An 18,676-nucleotide genomic window follows, 5' to 3' on the forward strand; every position below is an offset into this window, starting at 1 on the left:
CAGCGGCCGGGCCAACGCTCAGGTGCGCGAGCGGGCAACCGCCTCCATGGAGGCACCCAGCGAACTCCGGTCGGCGGCGGCAGACGACGACGACATCGCCATCACTCGCCGCGAGCGCGACGGCGAGGCCGTCGTCGTGGTCGACTTCGGCGAGGGCGTCGACGCACAGCTCGACGTCCTCGGCGACACCGCCATCGTCGTCGCCGGCGACCGCCAGTTCGAGTTCGAGATCGCCGACGAAGTGACCGACCTGTCGGTCAACGACGGGATGCTCACGATCCGGTCGTGAGGTCCGCCGGCGCCGACTCGCCCGACCGCCCGCCGGTCCGCTCCGCCGTTCAGCCGCTCGCGGGAGTCCCGGCGGGCGACCCGTCGAGTTCGTCCGTCGGCGTCGGCGCGGCGGTGCCGTTCGACGACGGCGTCGCGGTACCGTCCGGCGCCGCCGCACCGGTCCCGTTCGGAGTTGCAGTTCCGTCGGGCGTCGCCGTTCCCGCCGGTGTCGCGCCGGGGTCGACGCGCGTGGGGGTCGACCGCCGCGGGACCTCGCCGAGCCAGTCGGGCGGGGTCGGGCTCGACTCGCCCAGGCGGCTGTAGTCGTAGCGCATGGTGACCCGCGCGCGCTCGCCGTCGACGACCCGGTCGTACTCGGCGGCCATCGACCGCACGAACCCCTCGGGCGTGACGTAGGCGGTCGCGCTGAACTCGGAGATCGTCGCCTCCGCGGGCCCGACGGCCGGCGGCGGGCCGCCGGCCGCGTACAGCCGGTAGTACGTGCGGTTCCGTCGCTCGACGGTCGACACGGCGACGGTCCGGTCGGTGAACATCTGCCGGACCGGCACGGTCGCGAAGTCGTAGTCCTCCGCCCGGCCCGGCAGCGGGAGCAGGTCGTACCTGGTGTCCCCGGCCTCGACCGCCCGCAGGTACCCGCCCGTCGCGTTGACGTACAGCGAGACGTTGCGCCCGGTCGCGCCCCGGGTCTGCGAGACGGTGAACGTCTCCCGGCCGACGACGAGTCGCCGGACGAGCCGGTCCCCGTCGGCCCCGTCCGTGTCGTAGCTGACGGACCAGGTGTAGGTCCTGTTCGTCAGGTAGGCGGCGTGTGCGCGGGTGAGCGCGCCGGCGTCGACGGTCCCGTTGGCCAGCACGCCCGGCGGGAGGTCGTCGGGGAGCGTCCGGGTCGGCGTCGGCCCGTCGGTGACCGGGACGGGCGTCACGGTCTCTGTCGGCCCGCGCCGGGGGTCGTCGCTCCCGAACGGGACGGCGCTACACCCGGCCACCAACACGAGCGTCACGACGACTGCGGCCCCCCGTCGCATCACTCCCGCTTGGGCCCTGGTGCACAATACGCCTTCGACGCCGAGATGCGAGCCCTCATGCCGGTCCGGCCCCTGGGACCGCCGAGCCATGGCCGACGACCTCGACCTGCGGGCGTACAGGCGCGGACCGAAGCGCTACGTGCTGTGGTCGACGCGTGTCTCGGACGCGCTGCTCGACGACGTGTCGCGCGAAGAACTCGTCGAGTGGGTCCTGCACAGGCGGCCCGACGCCACGCGCGCCGAGATCGAGGCGCTCGTCGACGCCGCCGACGACCGCGCCGCGACCGACGCCAGCGACACCTACGAGGAGTCGCCGGACTGGCTGGCCGGGAACTGACTCGCCGCACCCGACAGCGAGCCACCGGCTCGCGAAGAACGCTCCGCCGGAGAAGGTGGCATGGACTCGCCGGGATTTGAACCCGGGGCCTTCCCCGTGCCAGGGGGATGATCTACCACTGATCTACGAGCCCGCACGCAAATCACGGTAGCCGGGTCTGTTTCATAAACCCATCGAAGCGCCGGAGCTTCGCCAGCGACTACCACGCGCGTAGTGTCAGCCGCACGAACTCTGCAGTATCAAATACTGTAACGAGGGGCCAACGGATATAACCGGGAATCGCGTTGCTCGGGACAGACACGGTTCGGTCCGGGCGTCGCTCGGGGGACGACGGCGGCGCCCGCGGCGACCGTCGGAAACACACGATGTCAGCATTCGGGGACAGCACCGGGTCCGCGACGCGGGCCGGGGACGCACGGCGGATCGGGAGCGACGAGCGACGCGACCGGCGTGGACAGACGACGCTGGACTTCGCCATCGGGACGAGTCTCTTCCTGTTGACGCTCGTCTTCGTGGTGGCGTTCGTCCCGGGGATGCTGGAGCCGTTCGCGGGCGGGGCCCAGTCGGAGACGCCGGCGGTCAACCGGGTCGCCGACGGGCTGACCCAGGGGACGCTGGGCAACGCGAGCGCGCCGTACGTCCTCGACGAGACGTGTACCGTCGAGCTGTTCACGGCCGGGGTCCCGGCCCAGTGTCGCTACGACGGGGCGACGCTGTCCGACAGGGTCGGGGTCCTCCAGCGGACGCCGGTGAACGTGACGATCCGGGGGGACCTGGACGGCTCGGGCACCGACAGCATCCTCTGCTGGGACACGAGCGTCCCCGGCGGGCAACTGGCCGAGCGGGGGGAGTCCGGGTGTGGCCCGCTGTTAACCGGCGGATCCAACCCCGCCGGGAGCGGCGGGAAGACCGTCAGCGCGCGGCGGGTCGCGCTGCTCGACGGGGAGGACGTGACCGTGGAGGTGGTGATGTGGTGACGCCGCAGCGTCCGCCGCGTCGCGGGGCCGGGGAGGCCCCCGGCCGGCGCGGGGCGCGCGGGGACCGCGGGCAGGCCCACACGCTGGAGGGCGTCGTGGCGAGTCTGATACTGCTGTCGGCGGTGGTGTTCGCGCTGGAGATGACGGCCGTGACGCCGCTGTCGGCGAGCACGTCCAGCCAGCACATCGAGAACCAGCAGGAGGCGACGGCGCGGGGCGTGCTCGCGTCGGCGGCCGAGACGGGCGCGCTGGAGCGGGCCGTGCTGTCGTGGGACGAGACGAGCGAGCAGTTCCACGAGACGAGCGACCTGGGATATTTCACGTCGGACGCGCCGCCGAACGACTTCGGCGACATGCTCGACCGGTCGTTCAACCGCCGGGGGGTCGCCTACAACATCTACCTGCAGTACCGGGACGACGACGGGACCCCCGACAGCCGGCGGTACGCCTATCAGGGCCGGCCGAGCGACAACGCCGTCCAGGCCACGTGGACGCTGACGCTGTTCGAGAACGACCGGATACGTGACGCGGACGGGGACCCGACGGGGACGGCGGTCAGCGAGGAGTCGACGTTCTTCGCGCCGCCGGCGTCCGACGGCGCGGTGTACAACGTCGTCCGCGTGGAGGTGGTCGTGTGGCGGATCTGAGCCCCGCCGGGCGGGCCGGAGGCGCTCGCTCCGCGGGAGCGGGCGCGGGCGGTCGGTCCGGTCGCGACCGCGCGCAGCTCATCCTCGTCGGGGCGTTCGCGCTGGCGGTCATCTTCGTCGCGCTGGCGCTGGTGATGAACGCGGCCATCTACACGGAGAACCTGGCGACCCGCAGCGAGTCGGCGGGGACGGCCGACGCCCACGCGTTCGAGCGCGCGACGACGACGGCCGCCGAGCGGGCGTTCCGCTACGCACACGAGGTCAACGCCAGCGACTCCAGCGGCCACGCGGCGCTCGAACGGAACGTCACGCAGGCGATGCACGCCTACCACAACGTGACCCGGACCCAGCAGGCCGCGGGGGGACAGCTCGTCGACGTGACGGTCGCGTCGACGCCAGCGGGCGCGAACATCACGGAGACGGACACGGTGTTCGAGAGTCCCGACGGCGGCAACCCCGACTGGACGGTCGCGAGCGACGTGACCGGAACCCGGTCGTTCCGGCTCGACGTGGAAGACTGGAACGGCGGGCCGGACGACGAGCTGTGGGTCGTCGCCGGCGACGCGAACGACTGGTACCTGAACGTCTCCAACGACGGCGGTCAGTGGGAGGTCGGCGTCAACGAGTCGGCGACCTACACGGCCTGCACGACGACGGGGGCCAGCGACGTGGAGATCGACTTCTCGGAGGGGACGGTCAACGGCGACGAGTGCGCGGCGCTGACCCTCGGCGACGTGGGCGGGCCCTACGACCTGAAGATACGGAACGGGTCGGTCGCCGACGGGGACTACACGGTCGTCGTCGACGGCAACCCCGGGTCGGCGCTGACGACGACCGAGTACGACGAGGTGCTCTACGCGATGACCGTCGACCTGACCTACCGGACGCCGGAGCTGCAGTACCGGACGACGATCCGGGTCGCCCCGGGTGAGACCGATGGGTGACCCGCCGCCGCGGCGTCGCGGCCGCGCCCGCGGTCACAGGGCAGCGACCGCGAGCGGCGGTCGCGAGCGCACGGTCGGGATCCCGGGGCTGCGCGGCCAGTCGACCGCGCTGGAGTACACGCTCTCGCTGGCGGTGGCGTCGCTGGTCATCACCGGTCTGTTCCTCGCGGCGGGCGAGTTCGTCACCGACCAGCGCGACGGGGTCGTCCGGACCGAACTGGGCGTCGTCGGCGAGCAGCTGGCCGGCGAGGTCGCCGCGGCCGACCGGCTGGTCCGGGCCAGCGACACCGACTCGCTGTCGCTCGAGGCGTCGCTCCCGGAGACGGTCGCGGGCGCGAGCTACACGATCGCGGTCGACGACAGGGCCACCGGGCAGTGGCTCAACCTCACCTCTCAGGATCCGGATATCACGGTGACGGTCCGGCTGGAGACCGAAACCGACCTCCGCCCGGACACCGTGCCGGGCGGGCGGGTCACCCTGGTCTACGACGCGGGTGCCGACCGCCTGGAGGTGCGCGGATGACGCCGCGTCGACCGCCCGGAGCGGCCGAACGGCGGAGCGACAGCGGCTGGGGCCGGGTCGGACCGGGCGAACGGGGATCGGAGGAGCGGGGCGTCAGCGACCTGGTCGGTTTCGTGCTGGTGTTCTCGCTGATCGCGGCGGTCGTCTCGATCGTGTCGCTGGCGGGGCTGGCCTCGCTCGAGGACGCGCGCGACGCCCAGCAGACGGACAACGCGGAGCTGGCGATGGAGGTCCTCTCGGACAACGTCGCCGACATCACCGAGCGGGGCGCGCCCAGTCGCGCGACCGAGATCAGCCTGTCGGACGCGTCGCTCACGCTCGCCGACCCGATCCAGATCGAGGTCCGCGACCCGACCGGACCGCCCGACGAGTCGTTCCTGACGACCCGGACGTTCAACGTCCGGCCGATCGTCTACGACGACGGCGACACGCAGCTGGTGTACGTGATGGGCGCGATCTTCCGGGACGAGCGGCAGGGCGGAACGGTCGTCCAGCCGTGGTCGCCGGTCGTCGACGCGGACCGGATGATGGTCCAGGTCGTCAACACGGGCTCGGCGACCGACGGCCTGCAGCTGATCGAGAGTTCGACGGTGCTGGTGCGGGCCAACGCCAACCAGCGCGTCGTCGTCGCCGCGGACGAGACGGGCGCCTACGAGGACATCCGGATCAACGTCACGTCGCCGCGGCGCGACCTCTGGAACCGGATGCTCGACGACCACCCCGCGATGGACTGTTCGACGGCCGGCCCGGAGACGGTCGAGTGCGAGGTCACCGTCGACCCGCAGGACCTGTACGTCGTCGAACACCGGATCGCGGTCGACTTCGAGAAGTGAGCGCCGGTTCGCCCTGCGGGAGGTGTAGCCCGGATACGGAGCTGAGGCCGGGAGACAGGACTGGGACTCGGATACAGGACTGAGGTCCGAATACTGGGCCCGAGCGTCGGCTACGGGCTCGTGACGTTGACGGGGTTGACCGTCACGTGGAGGTACGTGAGCTTGGTCACGTCGCCGGTCAGGTCGAGGTCCACGTCTTCGATCGACTCGTCGTAGTGGAAGTCGTTGGGCTTGCCGCTGATGTGGATGCTCTTGCAGTTCGCGCCGCCCTCAAAGTACCCCTTCCCGCTGAGGTGACAGTGCGAGCCCGGCGCGTAGATGAACCCCGTGAACGCCCGGTTCCCGGTGACGTGCATGTCGCCGTCGGAGTGGACGACGACGCGGAACGCGCTCGGGTCGCCGCCGTCGTTCAGGTCGGAGCCGATGGTGAAGTCGTCCCTGACGAGGACGGTGGTCGCGTTGTCGCCGGTGACGGAGACGGAACTCGGTTCGAACGCCCCGTCGACGACGACGGTCACGTCGCCGTCGGAGGTGTCCACGTCCAGGGTCTCGTCGAACGGGCCGTTGGAGTAGTAGGTCCCCGAGCTGGAGATGCTGTCGAACGGGGTCGAGGTGTCACAGCCCCCGGCCTCGCACTCCTCGATCCGGTCTTCGATCTTCGAGTCCGCCAGCGGGTACTGGACGCCGGTCTCGTAGGGTTCGGGTGCGCTCCGTCCGCTGCCGGTGATCCCGGCGGGGTCGGTCGTCGCGAGGATGTCGTTGAACTCCTCGTTGAACGGGACCACCAGTTCGGTCCGGGCGGTCTCGTTGGCGTGGTCGTAGTAGACGGTCCCGTCGGTGCGCTGTTCGAAGTACCGCCCCCACGCCTGGTAGAACTCGCTGTGGACGGTGACGTTGACCCGCCCCCGGTCCAGCGGGTTGACGAAGTCGTTGGTCCCGGTCGTGTTCGGGTACCTGATCGAGGTGGGGCCGTCCCTGGTCACCCTGGCGCCGGACCCGAGCGTCGGGGAGCCGTCGACGCGGATGATCGGGAGCGTCAGCGTCTGCTGGCGGAAGTGAAACTCCGGCGGCGACAGCATCGAGACGCCGCCCTCCGTCCGCTTCCAGACGCCGCCGCCCTGGTAGGCGATCGCCGTCCGGTCGTTCTCGTAGGCGACCGCGCCCATGGTGACGTTGACGACCGTCTCGGTCGTCCCCGTCGACTGGTTCCTGATGGAGACGTTCATCCAGCCCCGGTCGCCGTCGACGTAGTACCCCGAATCCTCGCCGGTGGCCAGCCCGACCCCCTGGGAACTCGTGCTGCCCAGCGCGACCATCGCGCTCCGGGAGTCGAACTGCGTCAGCGCCTTCTCCGCGCGACTCGTGTCCAGCTGCCCGCGCGTGTCGTCCAGCGCCGTCGCCCCGACCGTGACGACGACCGCCGTTCCCCCGACGACGATCGCGAACAGCAGCGCGATCCCCAGCACGCTGCTCACGCCCCGCCTGTCGTGACTCGTCGGCATCTGTCCCCCGTTCCGCCCCGGGGTCAATAAGCACGCGGACCTGGATATCAGATTTGAAAATTCTATTATTCGATAGTTGATACGATGTCGCCGTCCCCGTCCCGAAGCGTCCGGTCGGGCGGGGGCGGGGGCGGGGGCGCGGACACTCGGGTCCCGGTGAGGCGGTGGACGGTCGCGGGCTCGCCCGGGGGCGATGGAAACTGTTTAGTGTCGCAGGCGGGACTCTCCGGTGGGAACGCACGACCGCAAATCTGACTCGCTGTGTCCTTGCACAGCTCGGGATTGCGGCCGTGTTCGCGCCGATCCGTCCGTTTCGCTCCCGCGAAACGCGCGGCGCACACACGCATCGCGCGGTCGAGGCCGCGGCACCCGCCGCGGACCCGCGACCGGCGACCAGCGGTCAGTCGCGTTCCAACCACAACTATGGCACGAATGCACACCCGCCGTCGCGGCTCGTCCAGCTCGGACAAGCCGGCGGCAGACGAACCCCCGGAGTGGAGTGACGTGGACGAAGAAGCGATCGAGGAGCGCGTCGTCGAGCTCGCCGAGCAGGGCCACGACCCGAGCCAGATCGGCCTGAAGCTGCGCGACGAGGGCGTCAACGGGACGCCCGTCCCCGACGTCTCCCTCGCGACCGGCAAGAAGATCACCGAGATCCTGGAGGAGAACGACGCCGAGCCCGACCTGCCGGAGGACCTGCGCAACCTGTTCGAGCGGGCCGTCCGCCTGCACGAGCACATGGACGAGAACCCCGGCGACCACCAGAACAAGCGCGCGCTCCAGAACACCGAGTCGAAGATCCGCCGGCTGGTCGACTACTACCGCGGCGACGAGCTCGACGAGGAGTTCACCTACAGCTACGACGAGGTCGCCGAACTCCTCGAATAGATGTCGACCACCGCCCGCTCCGAGGACGCTCCCGCCGCCGGCGACGTAGCCGGACGGCTCCGCGAGGCCGGCTTCGTCCGCCTCGTCGGCGCCGCCGCCGGCGACGCGCTGGCCGCCAGCGGCGTCCTCGCGCGGGCGCTGGCCGACCGCGACCAGCCGTTCCAGGTCTCGGTCGCCGACCTGCCCGCCGACGCCGAGCGAGCGACCGACGCCGACCTGACCGTCGCCGTCGGTCGCGCCGACCCGGTCGCCGACTGTTCGATCACGGGCGCCGCGGAACCGGCCAGCGAGACCGCCTTCGCGGTCGCGCGCGAACTCGACGCCGACCCGGACGTGGCACTCGCGCTCGCCGGCTGCGTCGCCGACGGACGCGCCGTCGGCGGGTCGGTCGCCGAGGCCGCCAAGGCCGCGGGGATCGAACGCCGGCCGGGCGTGGCCGTCCCGACGACCGACCTGGTCGACGGGCTCGCCCACTCGACGCTCGTCCGCGCGCCGTTCTCGGGCGAGCCCGAGGCGGTCGCCGACGCGCTGGCGGACCTCGGACTCGACGGTGCCGACGCCGCGGACCTCGACGAGGGGGGCCGGCGACGGCTCGCCTCGCTGGTCGCGCTGCGGACCGTCGGCGACGACGCGGTCCCGCCGCGGGGCGGGCACGCGGTCGAGCGGGCGCTGCGCCCCTTCGACGGGGGGCCGTTCGCGACGGTCGGCGGCTACGCCGACGTGCTCGACGCCGTCGCCCGGGAACGGCCCGGCACCGGCGTCGCGCTCGCGCTCGGCCACGACGTGGGCGAGGCCGCGCTCAACGCGTGGCGGACCCACGCCCGCCGGGCCCACGCCGCCGTCGCCGACGCGACGACCGGCCGCTACGACGGGCTGTTCGTCGCGCGCGCGGAGACGGCCGGCGCGCCCGTCGGCACGCTCGCCCGGCTCGTCCACGACTACCGCTCGCCCGAACCGGTGACGCTCGCCGTCACCGACGGCGCGGCGGCGCTCGTCGCCGACGACCGGGACCTCGAATCGCCCCTGGCGACGGCCGCCGAGGGCGTCGACGGGACTGCGGCGGCGACCGGGACGACCGGCCGCGCCCGCTTCGACGTGGAGACCGGCGCCGTTATCACCGCGGTCAGGGAGGCGCTATGAGACGGGCGACGATCACGACGACCCACGGCGACGACGAGGCCGCCGAGCGGGTCGCCGCCGCCGTCGCCCCCGACAACACCGCCGAGATGGCGACGCGGGTCGAGGGCGAGGCGGTCGTGACGACGGTCGCCCGCGAGGGGACGCGCGGCCTGCGGTCGACGGTCGACGACTACGTCGTCAACTGCCGGGTCGCCGACCGGCTGGGCGGGGACGACGGACCACTCGCGGGGAGCGCGGACAGTACAGCGCGGACAGACGACACCGACACAGACACCAACACATGAGCGAACGATCAGTTTCACGACGCAAGCAGGAGAAGCGATGGTACACCCTGATCGCCCCCGAGCAGTTCGACCGGGAGGAGCTGGGTGAGACCGTCGCGGACGAACCGGACAAGGTGCTCGGACGCACCATCGAGACAACGCTGGGCGAGCTGCGCAACGAGGCCAGCGAGAACAACACCAAGCTGACCTTCAAGGTCGACGAGGTCGCCTCGGACTCGGCGTACACCGAGTTCATCAAACACGAGCTGACGCGGGACTACCTGCGCTCGCTCGTGCGCCGCGGGTCCTCGAAGATCGAGGCGTACATCACCGTCCTCACCGAGGACGACTACCGCGTCCAGATCCAGCCCGTCGCGCTCACCACCAAGAGCGCCGACGAGAGCCAGGAGAAGGCCATCCGCCGTCAGATGATCGACCTCGTCGAGGAGAGCGCGCGCGAGCGCACCTACGCCGAGCTCGTCGACAGCGTCGTCGAGGGCCGGCTCTCCTCGGCCATCTACAACGAGGCGAAGACGATCTACCCGCTGCGCCGCGTGGAGATCCAGAAGCTGACCCTCGAGGCCCGCCCCGAGGAAGTCGCCGCCGAGGAGGAGACCTCCGTCGACGTCGAGGAAGACGAGGTCGCCGTCGACGAATCCGCCGACTGAGGCCACTCGTTTCCGATTTCTTTCGCCGACCGGTCGCCGCGAGCTACGCGTCCGTCGGCGTGTCCGCCCCGCCGGCGGTCGCGTCCTCGCTGACGACGACGGCGCCGACCATCCCGCTGGCCTCGTGGGGGATGCAGAAGTAGCTGTGCGTCCCGACGGTCTCGAACGTGTGCTCGTAGGTCTCGCCCTCGTAGATCGCGCCCTCGTTGCCGCCGAGCCACCCCTCCTCGGCGGCGGCCTGGGAGTCGAACTCGCCGGTCGCCCAGAACGCGGCGCCGTCGGGGATACTGTCCTCGTAGGCGGTGACGGTGTGGGCGTGGGTGCTGGTGTTCCGCCAGCGGACGGTGGTGCCCGGCGGGACCTCGACCTGCGCCGGGGTGAACTTCCGGGTGGTCATCCCCACGTCGTAGTCCCCCGAGTCGGCGCTTCCCTGCCCGCAGCCGGCCAGCCCGACCGCGACGGCGACGCTTCCCAGGCTCCCGAGGAAGGCCCGTCTGTCCATGTCTCGGGCTCGGGCCTCCGACGGCATAGAGGACTCGGTATCGGTCGGTGACCGGGACCGGTCGGCGTTCGGGACGGGACCGGCCGGTGTCACCCGCCGTTCGGGACCGGGCCGCCGTCAGTCGGCGCTGGCCGAGGTGTCACCGGATCCGGACCACGGGGCGGCCGTCGACGGCGACGAGTTCGAGGACGAGCCGCGTCTCCCCGTCGACCCGGAGCCGCTCGGCCGGCGCGGTCCGGACGCGGACGCCGTCGGCGACCACCGCGTGTTCGGTCCCGCCGGCGACCCGCCAGGTGAACCTGGTGGCGGCCGGGTCGGCGCGCTCGGCCGTCCGAACTGCGGCGTCCGGGCCCGCCGTCCGCGGCGGCCGGGCGACGCCGAACCGCTCGATCCCGGCGCTCGCGAATCCTCCGGTCGGGAACGCCACCGAGACAGTCCGTCGCGCGGGGCGGGCGTCGGGCGGGAGCGCGTCGTTGCCGGCCGCGAGCGCCCGCGCCTCGGCGACGATCCGGTCGACCGCGTCCCGGACGGCGGTGTCGCTCCGCTGGATGCCCGCGTACTCGACGGCCGGCACTGCGACCCCGGCCACGGCGACCAGCAGCGCGACGGTGAACGCGACTCTGACCACGGCTACAGCGCGTCGCGGACCCGCTCGATGAACTGCTCGGTCCCGCTGGCCGACGACGACTTCCCGCTCGTCTCACCCGACCCGCCACTCCGGGACCGGTCGTCGCGGGCAACGGGGTCGCTCCCCCGGCGACCGTCGCCGGCGCCGCGCGCGTCGGGTGCGCTGGCCGCGTCGGGTTCGCCGGGCGCGTCACGCTCGCCGGGCGCGTCGGGTCGGCCGCGGTGGGGGCCTCGCCCGGTATCGGGGTGATCGGCCCCGTCCTTCCGGTGGTGGTCGCGGTCCGCGCTCGCCGTCCCGGCGGGTTCCGCGGCCGACCGTCCGGGCGGCCGCCCCGGGGACGAACCGTTCGGCGAGCCGTCGCGGTCGGTGCGGTCGGCCGGACTGGCGCCGGTGCGGTCGGTGCCGTCGGCGCGTTCCGTGGGACCGGCGGGGTCGGTTCGCCCGGGGTTCGTCGGGGCCCGGTCGGCGTTCACCCGGTCGGTTCGGTCGGATCCGTCCGCGCGTTCGCGGGAGCGCTCGCGTGGTTGGTCCGGCGGCCGGCCCGCCGCCGGGTCGTCGCCGTCGACGGCGGCTTCGACGGTTTCGGCCTTCGCGAGCGCGGCGCTGGCGCGGCGTTCGACCTCGCGGTTGACGGCGCGGACGTTGCCCGCGTAGCCGCGGACGGCCTGCAGACCGGCTTCGAGCTCGTCCAGCCGCGACTCGACGGCGTCGAGGCGGTCTTCGAGGGACTGGAGGTCGTCGACGACGCCGCTGCGGTCGCGGAGGTCGCTCAGGTCGGTGTCGCCGTCGGTCAGCGCGCGTTCGACGGCGTCGACTCGCGCGTCGAGGTCTCGCTCGGACATGGACGGGGGTGGTCCCGTCACCGCACTTGAACCCTCGGCCGTACCCAACGTTGAATAACCACTACTCCGAGGGTACGGGTATGAAAGTCGTCCTGATTGGTGTCGGTCAGGCCGGGGGGAAGGTGACCCAACGGCTGGCCGAGTACGACTACGATATGGGGTTCGGCGCCGTCCAGGGCGCCATGGCGGTCAACACCGCCGAAGCGGACCTGCGGAATCTCGACATCGACACGATGCTCATCGGCCGCGACCGCGTCAAGGGCCACGGGGTCGGCGGCGACAACGAGCTCGGCGCGGAGATCATGCAGGACGAGGCGACGGAGGTGATGGACGGCCTCGACGCGAAGCTCTCGACCGACGCCGAGGCCGTCGTCATCGTCGCCGGCCTCGGCGGCGGCACCGGCTCCGGCGGCGCGCCCGCCCTCGCCCGCGAGCTCAAGCGCATCCACAACATCCCCGTCTACGTCGTCGGCATCCTCCCCGGGCGCGACGAGGGGGCCATCTACCAGGCCAACGCCGGCCGCTCGCTCAAGACCGTCGCACGGGAGGCCGACTCGCTGTTGCTCATCGACAACGACGCCTGGCGCAGCGCCGGCGAGAGCCTCGAAGAGGGCTTCGCGGAGATCAACGACAACATCGCCCAGCGGCTGGGGCTGCTGTTCGCCTCCGGCGAGATCGAGGCCGTCGACGAGGTCGCCGAGAGCGTCGTCGACTCCTCGGAGATCATCAACACGCTCCGGCCGGGCGGCATGGCGGTGCTCGGCTACGCCAGCGCCGCCGCCAGCGAGGACGCCGGCGAGAACGTCAACGCGATCACCTCGACGACGCGCAACGCCCTCCTGACCGGGACCAGCGTCCCCAACGTCGTCGAGGCCGAGACGGGCCTGCTCGTCGTCGCCGGCCAGCCCGAGCGCATCTCCCGGAAGGGCGTCGAGCGCGCCCGCTCGTGGATCGAGGAGGAGACCGGCAGCATGCAGGTACGGGGCGGCGACTTCCCGCTCGACTCCGAGCGCATCGCCGCCCTGGTCCTGCTGGGCGGCGTCGAGCGCTCCAGCCGCATCGACGAGTTCATGGAACGGGCCAAGGAGGCCCACGAGGCGAACGACGACGACCGCGGCGAGGCCAAGGAAGCGTTCGTCAACGAGGAGCTCGACGACCTGTTCTGAGCCGCCGTCGCTCGTCGGTCGCGTTCGGCGCTCCCCCTGCCCGGAAGCGAAAGCTCTAATCGCCGGGCCGGGGAACTGCAGGGTATGGCTGACGACGACTCCGAGGAGGAGGAGACGCTCGCGGTCGAACTCGGCGAGGGCGAACCGGTCGAGGGCGCGCCGCTGGCGCGCGTCGCCTCGCGGCTGAACTGGGGCGCCGCCCACAGCGACATCGTCGAGCGCGAGGGCGACGCCACCATCCGCACCCCCGACGGGCCCCGGCAGCTGGCCGACGTGATGGACGAGGTCGACACCCCCTACTTCGAGACCCGCCGGGAGTTCACCGAGGCCGTCCGCGAGGTTATCGGGACCGGACCGATCCCCACTGCCGACGAGTGAGCCGCTGACTCTCCGGACGCTCGGCCGGTCGCCGAGTACCGGGCTGGCTACCGGGTTCGCGGAGGCGCCACAGCGGGCCGACGTGTGGTTATTTTGCCGTGACACGTCTATGGCCGATCGATGGTCCAGACCGTGCTCCTCGTGGGGGTGATCGCGTCGGTGTTCGTCGGGTTCAACATCGGCGGCTCGTCGACGGGGATCGCCTGGGGGCCAGCAGTCGGCGCCGGGATCCTCCGGAAGGTCACGGCCGCCGCGCTGATGACGGTCTTCGTGTTCCTCGGCGGCTGGACCGTCGGTCGGAACGTCATGGACACGCTCAGCGGCGACATCGTCACGACGGAGATATCGCTCGGGGCGGGCGTGGCCGTCCTCTTTTTCATCGGGTTCGGAATCCTGATCGCCAACGTGTTCGGGGTTCCCGTGCCGACCTCGATGACGACGGTCGGCGCGATCGCGGGACTCGGTCTCGCGACCGGGACGGCGAACTTCGAGACGATCGGGTGGATCGTCTCCTGGTGGATCGTGACGCCGGTCGTCGGGTTCTGGGTCGGGGTGACCGTCGGCCGGTACGTCTACCCGGAGCTCAACCGGCGCGTCCGGGTCGAGGTCTCGGAGGGCCCCACGCTCGCGCTCGACCGGAGCGGCACCGTCCCGCGGCCAGCGCTCGGGCCGAACACGACGCCGGGCGAGCTCGCCGGGACCGTCGTCGTGCTCGTCATCGGCTGTTACATGGCCTTCTCGGCGGGCGCGAGCAACGTCCCCAACGCCGTCGCACCGCTGGTCAGCGGCCGCGCGCTCGACCCCGACCTGGCGATCGGGATCGCGACCGTCGCCATCGGACTTGGCGGGTTCACGATCGCCCGGCGGACGATGGAGTCGGTCGGGTCGGAACTCTCGGACATCCCGCTGCTCGCGGCGCTCGTCGTCATGATCACGGCGTCGACGGTCACGACGGCCCTGTCCTACATCGGCATCCCGATCAGCCTCGTCATGGCGTCGGTGATGACGATCGTCGGCCTCGGCTGGGGGCGGGCGACGCGTCCTATCGCCGCTCGGGACGCGCTCCGCGGGGAACTCGACGCCGAGATCGAACCGGCGGCGTTGACCGCCGGGCCGGACGCTCCGGTGACGGGGATCGGCGAGGCCGAACCCGCCGAGGTGCTCGACGCGGGCGACCTGTTCGACCCTCGCGCGGTCGTCAAGTACGTCTCGATGTGGATAATCGGCCCGACGATGTCGACGCTGCTCGCCTACGTCTTCTTCACGCTGGTTCCGATCGCCTGAGCGGACCACGCGCGTCCCCCCCGACCGCCTGTTTTTACGGGCCCTGCTCGTAGGGTGGCTATGATCGCGCGCGTCCTCGTGCCGATGGACGGTTCGGAAATGAGTGAACGAGCGCTCGAATACGCCGCTGAAGCCTATCCGAACGCGGAGTTCACGGTCCTGAACGTGGTCGGCGAGCCGTCGCCGCTGTGGGGGGAGGCCGCCGGGATCGCGGTCGCCGACGACATCGACGCGGCCGCTCGCGAACTCGCCGAACCGATATTCGAGCGCGCCCGGGCGATCGTCGACGACGCCGACGGCGACACTGCCCTCGACACCGAGGTCGCGCTCGGCCACCCCGTGCGCGCGATCATCAACCGGGCCGACGAGTACGACACGGTCGTCATCGGCAGCCACGGCGGCACCGTCGCCGAGCGGCTGTTCGTCGGCAACGTCGCCGAGAAGGTGTTCCGCCGGTCGCCCGTCCCCGTGGTCGTCGTCCGGTGAGCGGACGGCGGGCTGTCGAGTCCCCGAGCGACGCCGCAGTCCCGCGGCCGCTCGGCGTGCTAACCGCCCGTATCAGGCGCGGCCGTCGTCGGTTGTCTCGTCGGACGCCGGTGTGTCGCCGGTCTCGTTCGGCCGGGGACCGCGACCGATCCGTTCGTCGAGCGACTCGACCCGCGCCTGGACCTGGTCGAGCTGTTGGCCCATCGTCTCCTCGACGGTCTCCTCCATCGTCTCCTCGACGGAGTCCCCGACCATCTCCTCGACGGTCTCCTCCATCGTCTCCTCGACGGAGTCCCCGACCGTCTCCTCGACGGTCTCCCTGACTGTTCGGGTCATCCAGTCGGGGTCGAACCGGGCCATCTTCCAGACGACGTGGATGACGTACGCCGCGAAGACGCCGACGCCGAACGCGACCCCGACGTTCGTGTTCACCGTCGCGATCAGCACGATGGAGAGACCGATCAGCCCGCCGTACGCGAGGTCGACCAGTGCGTCGGCGCGAACGGGGTTCACCACGGCCGGCGACCTCCTCCACAGTCGGCCCAGCCGGGCAGGGTCGGTTGTCGGCTCCCTCTCGGGTGGGAATTCCCGTCGAAGTTCATGGCGGTTCGATCGCTCGTACGTGATGCGGACGGATTAGTCCGTGCCAGGGTCGGCCCCGGGGCCCGATCGGTCGACGGCGGTCCCCCGTTCCGCCCCGACCGACCGCGGTGAACCCGCTCCCGGACCCGTTCACTCCAGCAGCTGGTCGGCGATCGTGTTCCGCAGCACCTCGCTGGTGCCCTCGTAGATCTCCGATAGCTTCGCGTCGCGGTAGTACCGCTCGACGGCGAAGTCCCGCGTGTAGCCGTAGCCGCCGTGGATCTGGATGGCCTCGTTGCACACCTCGCGGGCCATCTCGGAGGCGTACAGCTTCGCCTGGGCGGCCTCCTTGACGTAGCGCTCGCCGCGCATCTTCCTGTCGGCGGCGGCGTGCATGAGATAGCGAGCCGCCCGGATCTTCGTGTCCATGTCCGCGAGCTTGTGCTGGATCGCCTGGAACTCCGAGATGGGCTGGTCGAACTGCTCGCGGTCCTGTGCGTATTCGAGCGCGTCGTCGAGCGCGGCCTGCGCGAGCCCGATGGAGCGTGCGGCGATGGTGATCCGTCCGCCGTTGAGCGTCTTGAGCGCCTGGACGAACCCCTCGCCTTCCTCCCCGAGTCGGCGGTCGGCGGGGAGCTCCATCTCGTCGAAGCGCAGCTCCGCCGTCGGGCAGCCCTTGTCGCCGAGCTTGTGCTCGGTCCCTTCGACGTGGAACCCCTCGTCCTCGTCGGGGCGGACGACAAAGGAGGAGATTCCCTTGCCGCCGGCCTCGGGGTCGGTCTTGGCGAAGACGACCACCGTGTCGGCCACGGAGCCGTTGGAGATCCACAGCTTCCCGCCGTCGATGACGTAGCTATCGGGTTCGCCACCCGCGGTGTCGCCGACGGGTTCGGCCGTGGTCTCCATCGCCGGTACGTCGCTCCCCGCACCGGGTTCGGAAAGCGCGAACGCGCCGATCTCCTCGCCTTCGGCCATCGGGACCAGATACTGCTCGCGCTGTGACTCGTCGCCGAACTCGTAGACCATGTTGCAGGCCAGCGAGACGTGCGCCGCGACGACGGTCCCGAGGCCGCCGGAGCCACGGGATATCTCGACGAGCGCCTCGGGGTAGGCGTGGTAGTCGAGGCCGGCGCCGCCGTACTCCTCGGGGATCGGCATCCCCATCAGGCCCAGGTCGGCCATCCGGTCGACCAGGTCGGCGGGGAACTCGTCGGTCTCGTCGATCTCGGCGGCCCGCGGGACGACCTCCTCGTCGACGAACTCCGCGACCGTGTCGCGGATCTGGCGCTGCTCCTGCGTGAGGGCGAACTCCATGTGGTTCGATAGCGCGGCTCGCCCCTTGATTGTTCGCCAGTCCGCGGAAGACGAAGTGTCGAGTTCGTGTTTGAGTTGAGCGGGTGTTTCTGGTTGTTTTGATGTGAAACGAAGCCTCGCGAGAGCGACCGCACTCGACAGCGAGCGATGAAAGCTCCCGGCGCGCTCGCTACCTGGAGTCAACACCGCAGATGACAGCAAGCGATGAACGCCCTCGCCGCGCTCGCGGTCGCTGTCTCCGAAAATCTTCGATTTTCGGGATCTCGCAGGAGCGGAGCTCCTGCGGACCTCGCGAATCTCCGATTCGCTCAGTGACGAGAGCGCTCCGCTCTCTCGAACCAAGCGGGATATCCGCGCTCTCCGCACCGCCCGCTCACGGCACAGCCGTTCGCTTCGAGGCGCCCAGCGCCTCGCACCGCGCGGATAGTGGCCCGTTCAGGCGACTAAACTGGACGCGAGCACGCCTCGCCCGTTCAGTCCACCAGGCACCGCACAGCACGGCGACCGCAAGCCCGCACAGCACCGCAGACGGCCACGAACCTCCCCAGCCGATTGCGTTACTCGTCGCTTCGCTCCTGCGTTACTCATCCCTCGCGCGGCGTCGGCGCGCGCATGAACGCGCGCTCCAGCGCGCGCCGACCGCACCGCAGCCGCTTACCGCAACTGCAACGGCTACAGCCTGAACTGAGTGTTTCGGGTTACCGCACCGATAATCGAGGGAGTGAACAGTCCAGGAGAGGCTCTTGTGACAGCGGTCGTCGGGAGCGTCGAGAACGTTGTAGAGCCAGTAGAGAGTCGGTGTGTGGCTCCACGTGAGACCGACACCTCCGGGAGTCGAGAGTTCGACGTGGCGGTCTGTGCGTGTAAGCGGCGGGGGTCGCGAGGTGCGCCGTCAGGACTCGCGCCACTTGTGGCCGCACTCGACGCAGGTGAACAGCCGGACCTCGTAGGAGCCGCCCGGCTTCGGCATCATCTCGTAGTAGGCCCGGTCGCTGTCGCAGTCCTCCGCCGGACAGGGCTCCTGCATCGTCTCGGAGGAGTCCTGGGTCGCGTCGGCCACGGCGGGCGCCTCGTCGTCCCGCTGTCCGTCCTGGGTCGTCATCGCCGCTTCCGCTTGCGAGTCCCGCGCCACCTCGTTCTCACAGGAGCGACACACCCAGGCGCCGCCCTCCGTGTGCATCATCGAACCGCACTCGTCACAGAATTGCATATAAAACAGGGATACACGTTGTCGAATATATGTGTTAACTTCCGATCCGTCGTGGATGCGGGGCAACCGCTCGCGCTGACCGTCCCGAGTCATCAACTGGCCACGGGAGCAGATCGAGGGAGCGAGGACGGGTGTGAAAACCGCTGTTGACACCCTCGTCCCCCGTATTCGTCACCTCGTCGAGCGAGCGTTCGAGGGCTTCCGTCGCTCGCGGTCCGCAGCAGCACCCACACCACCGGGCCCCCG

At 71.0% G+C, this 18,676-nt stretch carries 23 protein-coding genes and 1 tRNA gene; 15 read left to right on the top strand and 9 right to left on the bottom strand.

Annotation, left to right across the window (positions count from 1 at the left end):
- Nucleotides 1–46 precede the first annotated feature (46 nt).
- Entirely contained in the window at nt 47–289 is a 243-nt protein-coding gene (locus E3328_RS10015) for a DUF7127 family protein (RefSeq protein WP_135364423.1), read from the top strand.
- Nucleotides 290–338: 49 nt separating this feature from the next.
- On the opposite strand, the gene E3328_RS10020 is transcribed toward E3328_RS10015, so the two are convergent.
- Nucleotides 339–1,316 carry a hypothetical protein gene (locus E3328_RS10020; RefSeq protein WP_135364424.1) on the bottom strand — a complete coding sequence of 326 codons (978 nt, stop codon included), beginning with the start codon at nt 1,314–1,316 and terminating at the stop codon, nt 339–341.
- An 88-nt stretch (nt 1,317–1,404) separates the two neighbouring features.
- Here E3328_RS10020 and E3328_RS10025 point away from each other — a divergent pair, with 88 nt between their 5' ends.
- Nucleotides 1,405–1,653 (top strand): hypothetical protein, encoded by a 249-nt coding sequence (locus E3328_RS10025; RefSeq protein WP_135364425.1) that lies wholly within the window; start codon nt 1,405–1,407, stop codon nt 1,651–1,653.
- 61 nt (nt 1,654–1,714) lie between these two features.
- Here the strand turns inward: E3328_RS10025 and E3328_RS10030 are convergent.
- A tRNA-Ala gene (locus E3328_RS10030) sits at nt 1,715–1,786 on the bottom strand.
- Between the two features lie 232 nt (nt 1,787–2,018).
- Here E3328_RS10030 and E3328_RS10035 point away from each other — a divergent pair.
- The 5 genes from E3328_RS10035 to E3328_RS10055 all read left to right on the top strand — a co-directional run bounded on the left by E3328_RS10035 (nt 2,019) and on the right by E3328_RS10055 (nt 5,577).
- On the top strand, nt 2,019–2,630 hold the full coding sequence (locus E3328_RS10035) for a DUF7287 family protein (RefSeq protein WP_246022953.1): 612 nt from the start codon (nt 2,019–2,021) through the stop codon (nt 2,628–2,630).
- An 83-nt stretch (nt 2,631–2,713) separates the two neighbouring features.
- On the top strand, nt 2,714–3,277 hold the full coding sequence (locus tag E3328_RS10040; protein WP_135364722.1) for a DUF7288 family protein: 564 nt from the start codon (nt 2,714–2,716) through the stop codon (nt 3,275–3,277).
- Nucleotides 3,265–4,221: a DUF7261 family protein gene (locus tag E3328_RS10045; protein WP_135364426.1), complete on the top strand. Its 957-nt coding sequence runs from the start codon at nt 3,265–3,267 to the stop codon at nt 4,219–4,221. The genes E3328_RS10040 and E3328_RS10045 overlap by 13 nt, the downstream gene beginning before the upstream one ends.
- Nucleotides 4,214–4,744, top strand: coding sequence for a DUF7266 family protein (locus E3328_RS10050; protein WP_135364427.1), 531 nt, complete (start codon nt 4,214–4,216; stop codon nt 4,742–4,744). Before E3328_RS10045 ends, E3328_RS10050 begins: the two co-directional genes overlap by 8 nt.
- Entirely contained in the window at nt 4,741–5,577 is an 837-nt protein-coding gene (locus E3328_RS10055; RefSeq protein ID WP_135364428.1) for a DUF7289 family protein, read from the top strand. The genes E3328_RS10050 and E3328_RS10055 overlap by 4 nt, the downstream gene beginning before the upstream one ends.
- Before the next feature lie 110 nt (nt 5,578–5,687).
- Here the strand turns inward: E3328_RS10055 and E3328_RS10060 are convergent, their stop codons facing one another.
- The gene (locus tag E3328_RS10060; RefSeq protein ID WP_135364429.1) at nt 5,688–7,079 is read right to left on the bottom strand and encodes a DUF7289 family protein; all 1,392 of its coding nucleotides are present in this window, start codon (nt 7,077–7,079) and stop codon (nt 5,688–5,690) included.
- A gap of 423 nt (nt 7,080–7,502) precedes the next feature.
- Between E3328_RS10060 and E3328_RS10065 the strand changes: the two genes are divergently transcribed.
- From E3328_RS10065 to E3328_RS10080, 4 genes are read left to right on the top strand one after another with little or no spacing between them, the layout of a single operon-like run.
- Nucleotides 7,503–7,967, top strand: coding sequence for a 30S ribosomal protein S15 (locus E3328_RS10065; protein WP_135364430.1), 465 nt, complete (start codon nt 7,503–7,505; stop codon nt 7,965–7,967).
- Nucleotides 7,968–9,107, top strand: coding sequence for a hypothetical protein (locus E3328_RS10070; RefSeq protein ID WP_135364431.1), 1,140 nt, complete (start codon nt 7,968–7,970; stop codon nt 9,105–9,107).
- Nucleotides 9,104–9,391 (top strand): KEOPS complex subunit Pcc1, encoded by a 288-nt coding sequence (locus tag E3328_RS10075; RefSeq protein ID WP_135364432.1) that lies wholly within the window; start codon nt 9,104–9,106, stop codon nt 9,389–9,391. The genes E3328_RS10070 and E3328_RS10075 overlap by 4 nt, the downstream gene beginning before the upstream one ends.
- Nucleotides 9,388–10,038, top strand: coding sequence for a 30S ribosomal protein S3ae (locus E3328_RS10080; RefSeq protein WP_135364433.1), 651 nt, complete (start codon nt 9,388–9,390; stop codon nt 10,036–10,038). The genes E3328_RS10075 and E3328_RS10080 overlap by 4 nt, the downstream gene beginning before the upstream one ends.
- Nucleotides 10,039–10,081: 43 nt before the next feature.
- Here E3328_RS10080 and E3328_RS10085 read toward each other — a convergent pair whose 3' ends face one another.
- The 3 genes from E3328_RS10085 to E3328_RS10095 form a co-directional block, all read right to left on the bottom strand.
- Nucleotides 10,082–10,540, bottom strand: a complete 459-nt coding sequence (locus E3328_RS10085; protein WP_135364434.1) for a plastocyanin/azurin family copper-binding protein — start codon at nt 10,538–10,540, stop codon at nt 10,082–10,084.
- 139 nt (nt 10,541–10,679) lie between these two features.
- Nucleotides 10,680–11,168 (bottom strand): DUF7311 family protein, encoded by a 489-nt coding sequence (locus tag E3328_RS10090; protein ID WP_135364435.1) that lies wholly within the window; start codon nt 11,166–11,168, stop codon nt 10,680–10,682.
- Between the two features lie 2 nt (nt 11,169–11,170).
- On the bottom strand, nt 11,171–12,010 hold the full coding sequence (locus E3328_RS10095; RefSeq protein WP_135364436.1) for a DUF7310 family coiled-coil domain-containing protein: 840 nt from the start codon (nt 12,008–12,010) through the stop codon (nt 11,171–11,173).
- Nucleotides 12,011–12,090: 80 nt separating this feature from the next.
- Between E3328_RS10095 and E3328_RS10100 the strand changes: the two genes are divergently transcribed.
- The 4 genes from E3328_RS10100 to E3328_RS10115 all read left to right on the top strand — a co-directional run bounded on the left by E3328_RS10100 (nt 12,091) and on the right by E3328_RS10115 (nt 15,324).
- Nucleotides 12,091–13,176 (top strand): tubulin/FtsZ family protein, encoded by a 1,086-nt coding sequence (locus E3328_RS10100; RefSeq protein WP_135364437.1) that lies wholly within the window; start codon nt 12,091–12,093, stop codon nt 13,174–13,176.
- An 84-nt stretch (nt 13,177–13,260) separates the two neighbouring features.
- On the top strand, nt 13,261–13,554 hold the full coding sequence (locus tag E3328_RS10105) for a DUF5789 family protein (protein WP_135364438.1): 294 nt from the start codon (nt 13,261–13,263) through the stop codon (nt 13,552–13,554).
- Between the two features lie 120 nt (nt 13,555–13,674).
- Nucleotides 13,675–14,838, top strand: a complete 1,164-nt coding sequence (locus E3328_RS10110) for an inorganic phosphate transporter (protein ID WP_135364439.1) — start codon at nt 13,675–13,677, stop codon at nt 14,836–14,838.
- 60 nt (nt 14,839–14,898) lie between these two features.
- Entirely contained in the window at nt 14,899–15,324 is a 426-nt protein-coding gene (locus E3328_RS10115; protein WP_135364440.1) for a universal stress protein, read from the top strand.
- Between the two features lie 72 nt (nt 15,325–15,396).
- On the opposite strand, the gene E3328_RS10120 is transcribed toward E3328_RS10115, so the two are convergent.
- From E3328_RS10120 to E3328_RS10130, 3 genes are all read right to left on the bottom strand, one after another.
- Entirely contained in the window at nt 15,397–15,837 is a 441-nt protein-coding gene (locus E3328_RS10120) for a DUF485 domain-containing protein (RefSeq protein ID WP_246022958.1), read from the bottom strand.
- Nucleotides 15,838–16,056: 219 nt separating this feature from the next.
- Nucleotides 16,057–17,220 carry an acyl-CoA dehydrogenase family protein gene (locus tag E3328_RS10125; protein ID WP_135364442.1) on the bottom strand — a complete coding sequence of 388 codons (1,164 nt, stop codon included), beginning with the start codon at nt 17,218–17,220 and terminating at the stop codon, nt 16,057–16,059.
- 892 nt (nt 17,221–18,112) lie between these two features.
- Nucleotides 18,113–18,430: an RPA12/RPB9/RPC11 RNA polymerase family protein gene (locus tag E3328_RS10130; protein WP_135364443.1), complete on the bottom strand. Its 318-nt coding sequence runs from the start codon at nt 18,428–18,430 to the stop codon at nt 18,113–18,115.
- Between the last annotated feature and the right edge of the window lie 246 nt (nt 18,431–18,676).

Source organism: Halosimplex halophilum (assembly GCF_004698125.1).
Classification (GTDB): Archaea; Halobacteriota; Halobacteria; order Halobacteriales; family Haloarculaceae; genus Halosimplex; species Halosimplex halophilum.

Bases quoted from the DNA above. Each gene is read 5' to 3' on its own strand.
- E3328_RS10070 (WP_135364431.1), top strand. From the start codon at position 7,968: ATGTCGACCACCGCCCGCTCCGAGGACGCTCCCGCCGCCGGCGACGTA.
- E3328_RS10110 (WP_135364439.1), top strand. From the start codon at position 13,675: ATGGTCCAGACCGTGCTCCTCGTGGGGGTGATCGCGTCGGTGTTCGTC.
- E3328_RS10060 (WP_135364429.1), bottom strand. From the start codon at position 7,079: ATGCCGACGAGTCACGACAGGCGGGGCGTGAGCAGCGTGCTGGGGATC.
- E3328_RS10100 (WP_135364437.1), top strand. From the start codon at position 12,091: ATGAAAGTCGTCCTGATTGGTGTCGGTCAGGCCGGGGGGAAGGTGACC.
- E3328_RS10020 (WP_135364424.1), bottom strand. From the start codon at position 1,316: ATGCGACGGGGGGCCGCAGTCGTCGTGACGCTCGTGTTGGTGGCCGGG.
- E3328_RS10075 (WP_135364432.1), top strand. From the start codon at position 9,104: ATGAGACGGGCGACGATCACGACGACCCACGGCGACGACGAGGCCGCC.
- E3328_RS10035 (WP_246022953.1), top strand. From the start codon at position 2,019: ATGTCAGCATTCGGGGACAGCACCGGGTCCGCGACGCGGGCCGGGGAC.
- E3328_RS10065 (WP_135364430.1), top strand. From the start codon at position 7,503: ATGGCACGAATGCACACCCGCCGTCGCGGCTCGTCCAGCTCGGACAAG.
- E3328_RS10055 (WP_135364428.1), top strand. From the start codon at position 4,741: ATGACGCCGCGTCGACCGCCCGGAGCGGCCGAACGGCGGAGCGACAGC.
- E3328_RS10085 (WP_135364434.1), bottom strand. From the start codon at position 10,540: ATGGACAGACGGGCCTTCCTCGGGAGCCTGGGAAGCGTCGCCGTCGCG.
- E3328_RS10080 (WP_135364433.1), top strand. From the start codon at position 9,388: ATGAGCGAACGATCAGTTTCACGACGCAAGCAGGAGAAGCGATGGTAC.
- E3328_RS10095 (WP_135364436.1), bottom strand. From the start codon at position 12,010: ATGTCCGAGCGAGACCTCGACGCGCGAGTCGACGCCGTCGAACGCGCG.
- E3328_RS10050 (WP_135364427.1), top strand. From the start codon at position 4,214: ATGGGTGACCCGCCGCCGCGGCGTCGCGGCCGCGCCCGCGGTCACAGG.
- E3328_RS10125 (WP_135364442.1), bottom strand. From the start codon at position 17,220: ATGGAGTTCGCCCTCACGCAGGAGCAGCGCCAGATCCGCGACACGGTC.
- E3328_RS10015 (WP_135364423.1), top strand. From the start codon at position 47: ATGGAGGCACCCAGCGAACTCCGGTCGGCGGCGGCAGACGACGACGAC.
- E3328_RS10115 (WP_135364440.1), top strand. From the start codon at position 14,899: ATGATCGCGCGCGTCCTCGTGCCGATGGACGGTTCGGAAATGAGTGAA.
- E3328_RS10105 (WP_135364438.1), top strand. From the start codon at position 13,261: ATGGCTGACGACGACTCCGAGGAGGAGGAGACGCTCGCGGTCGAACTC.
- E3328_RS10025 (WP_135364425.1), top strand. From the start codon at position 1,405: ATGGCCGACGACCTCGACCTGCGGGCGTACAGGCGCGGACCGAAGCGC.
- E3328_RS10130 (WP_135364443.1), bottom strand. From the start codon at position 18,430: ATGCAATTCTGTGACGAGTGCGGTTCGATGATGCACACGGAGGGCGGC.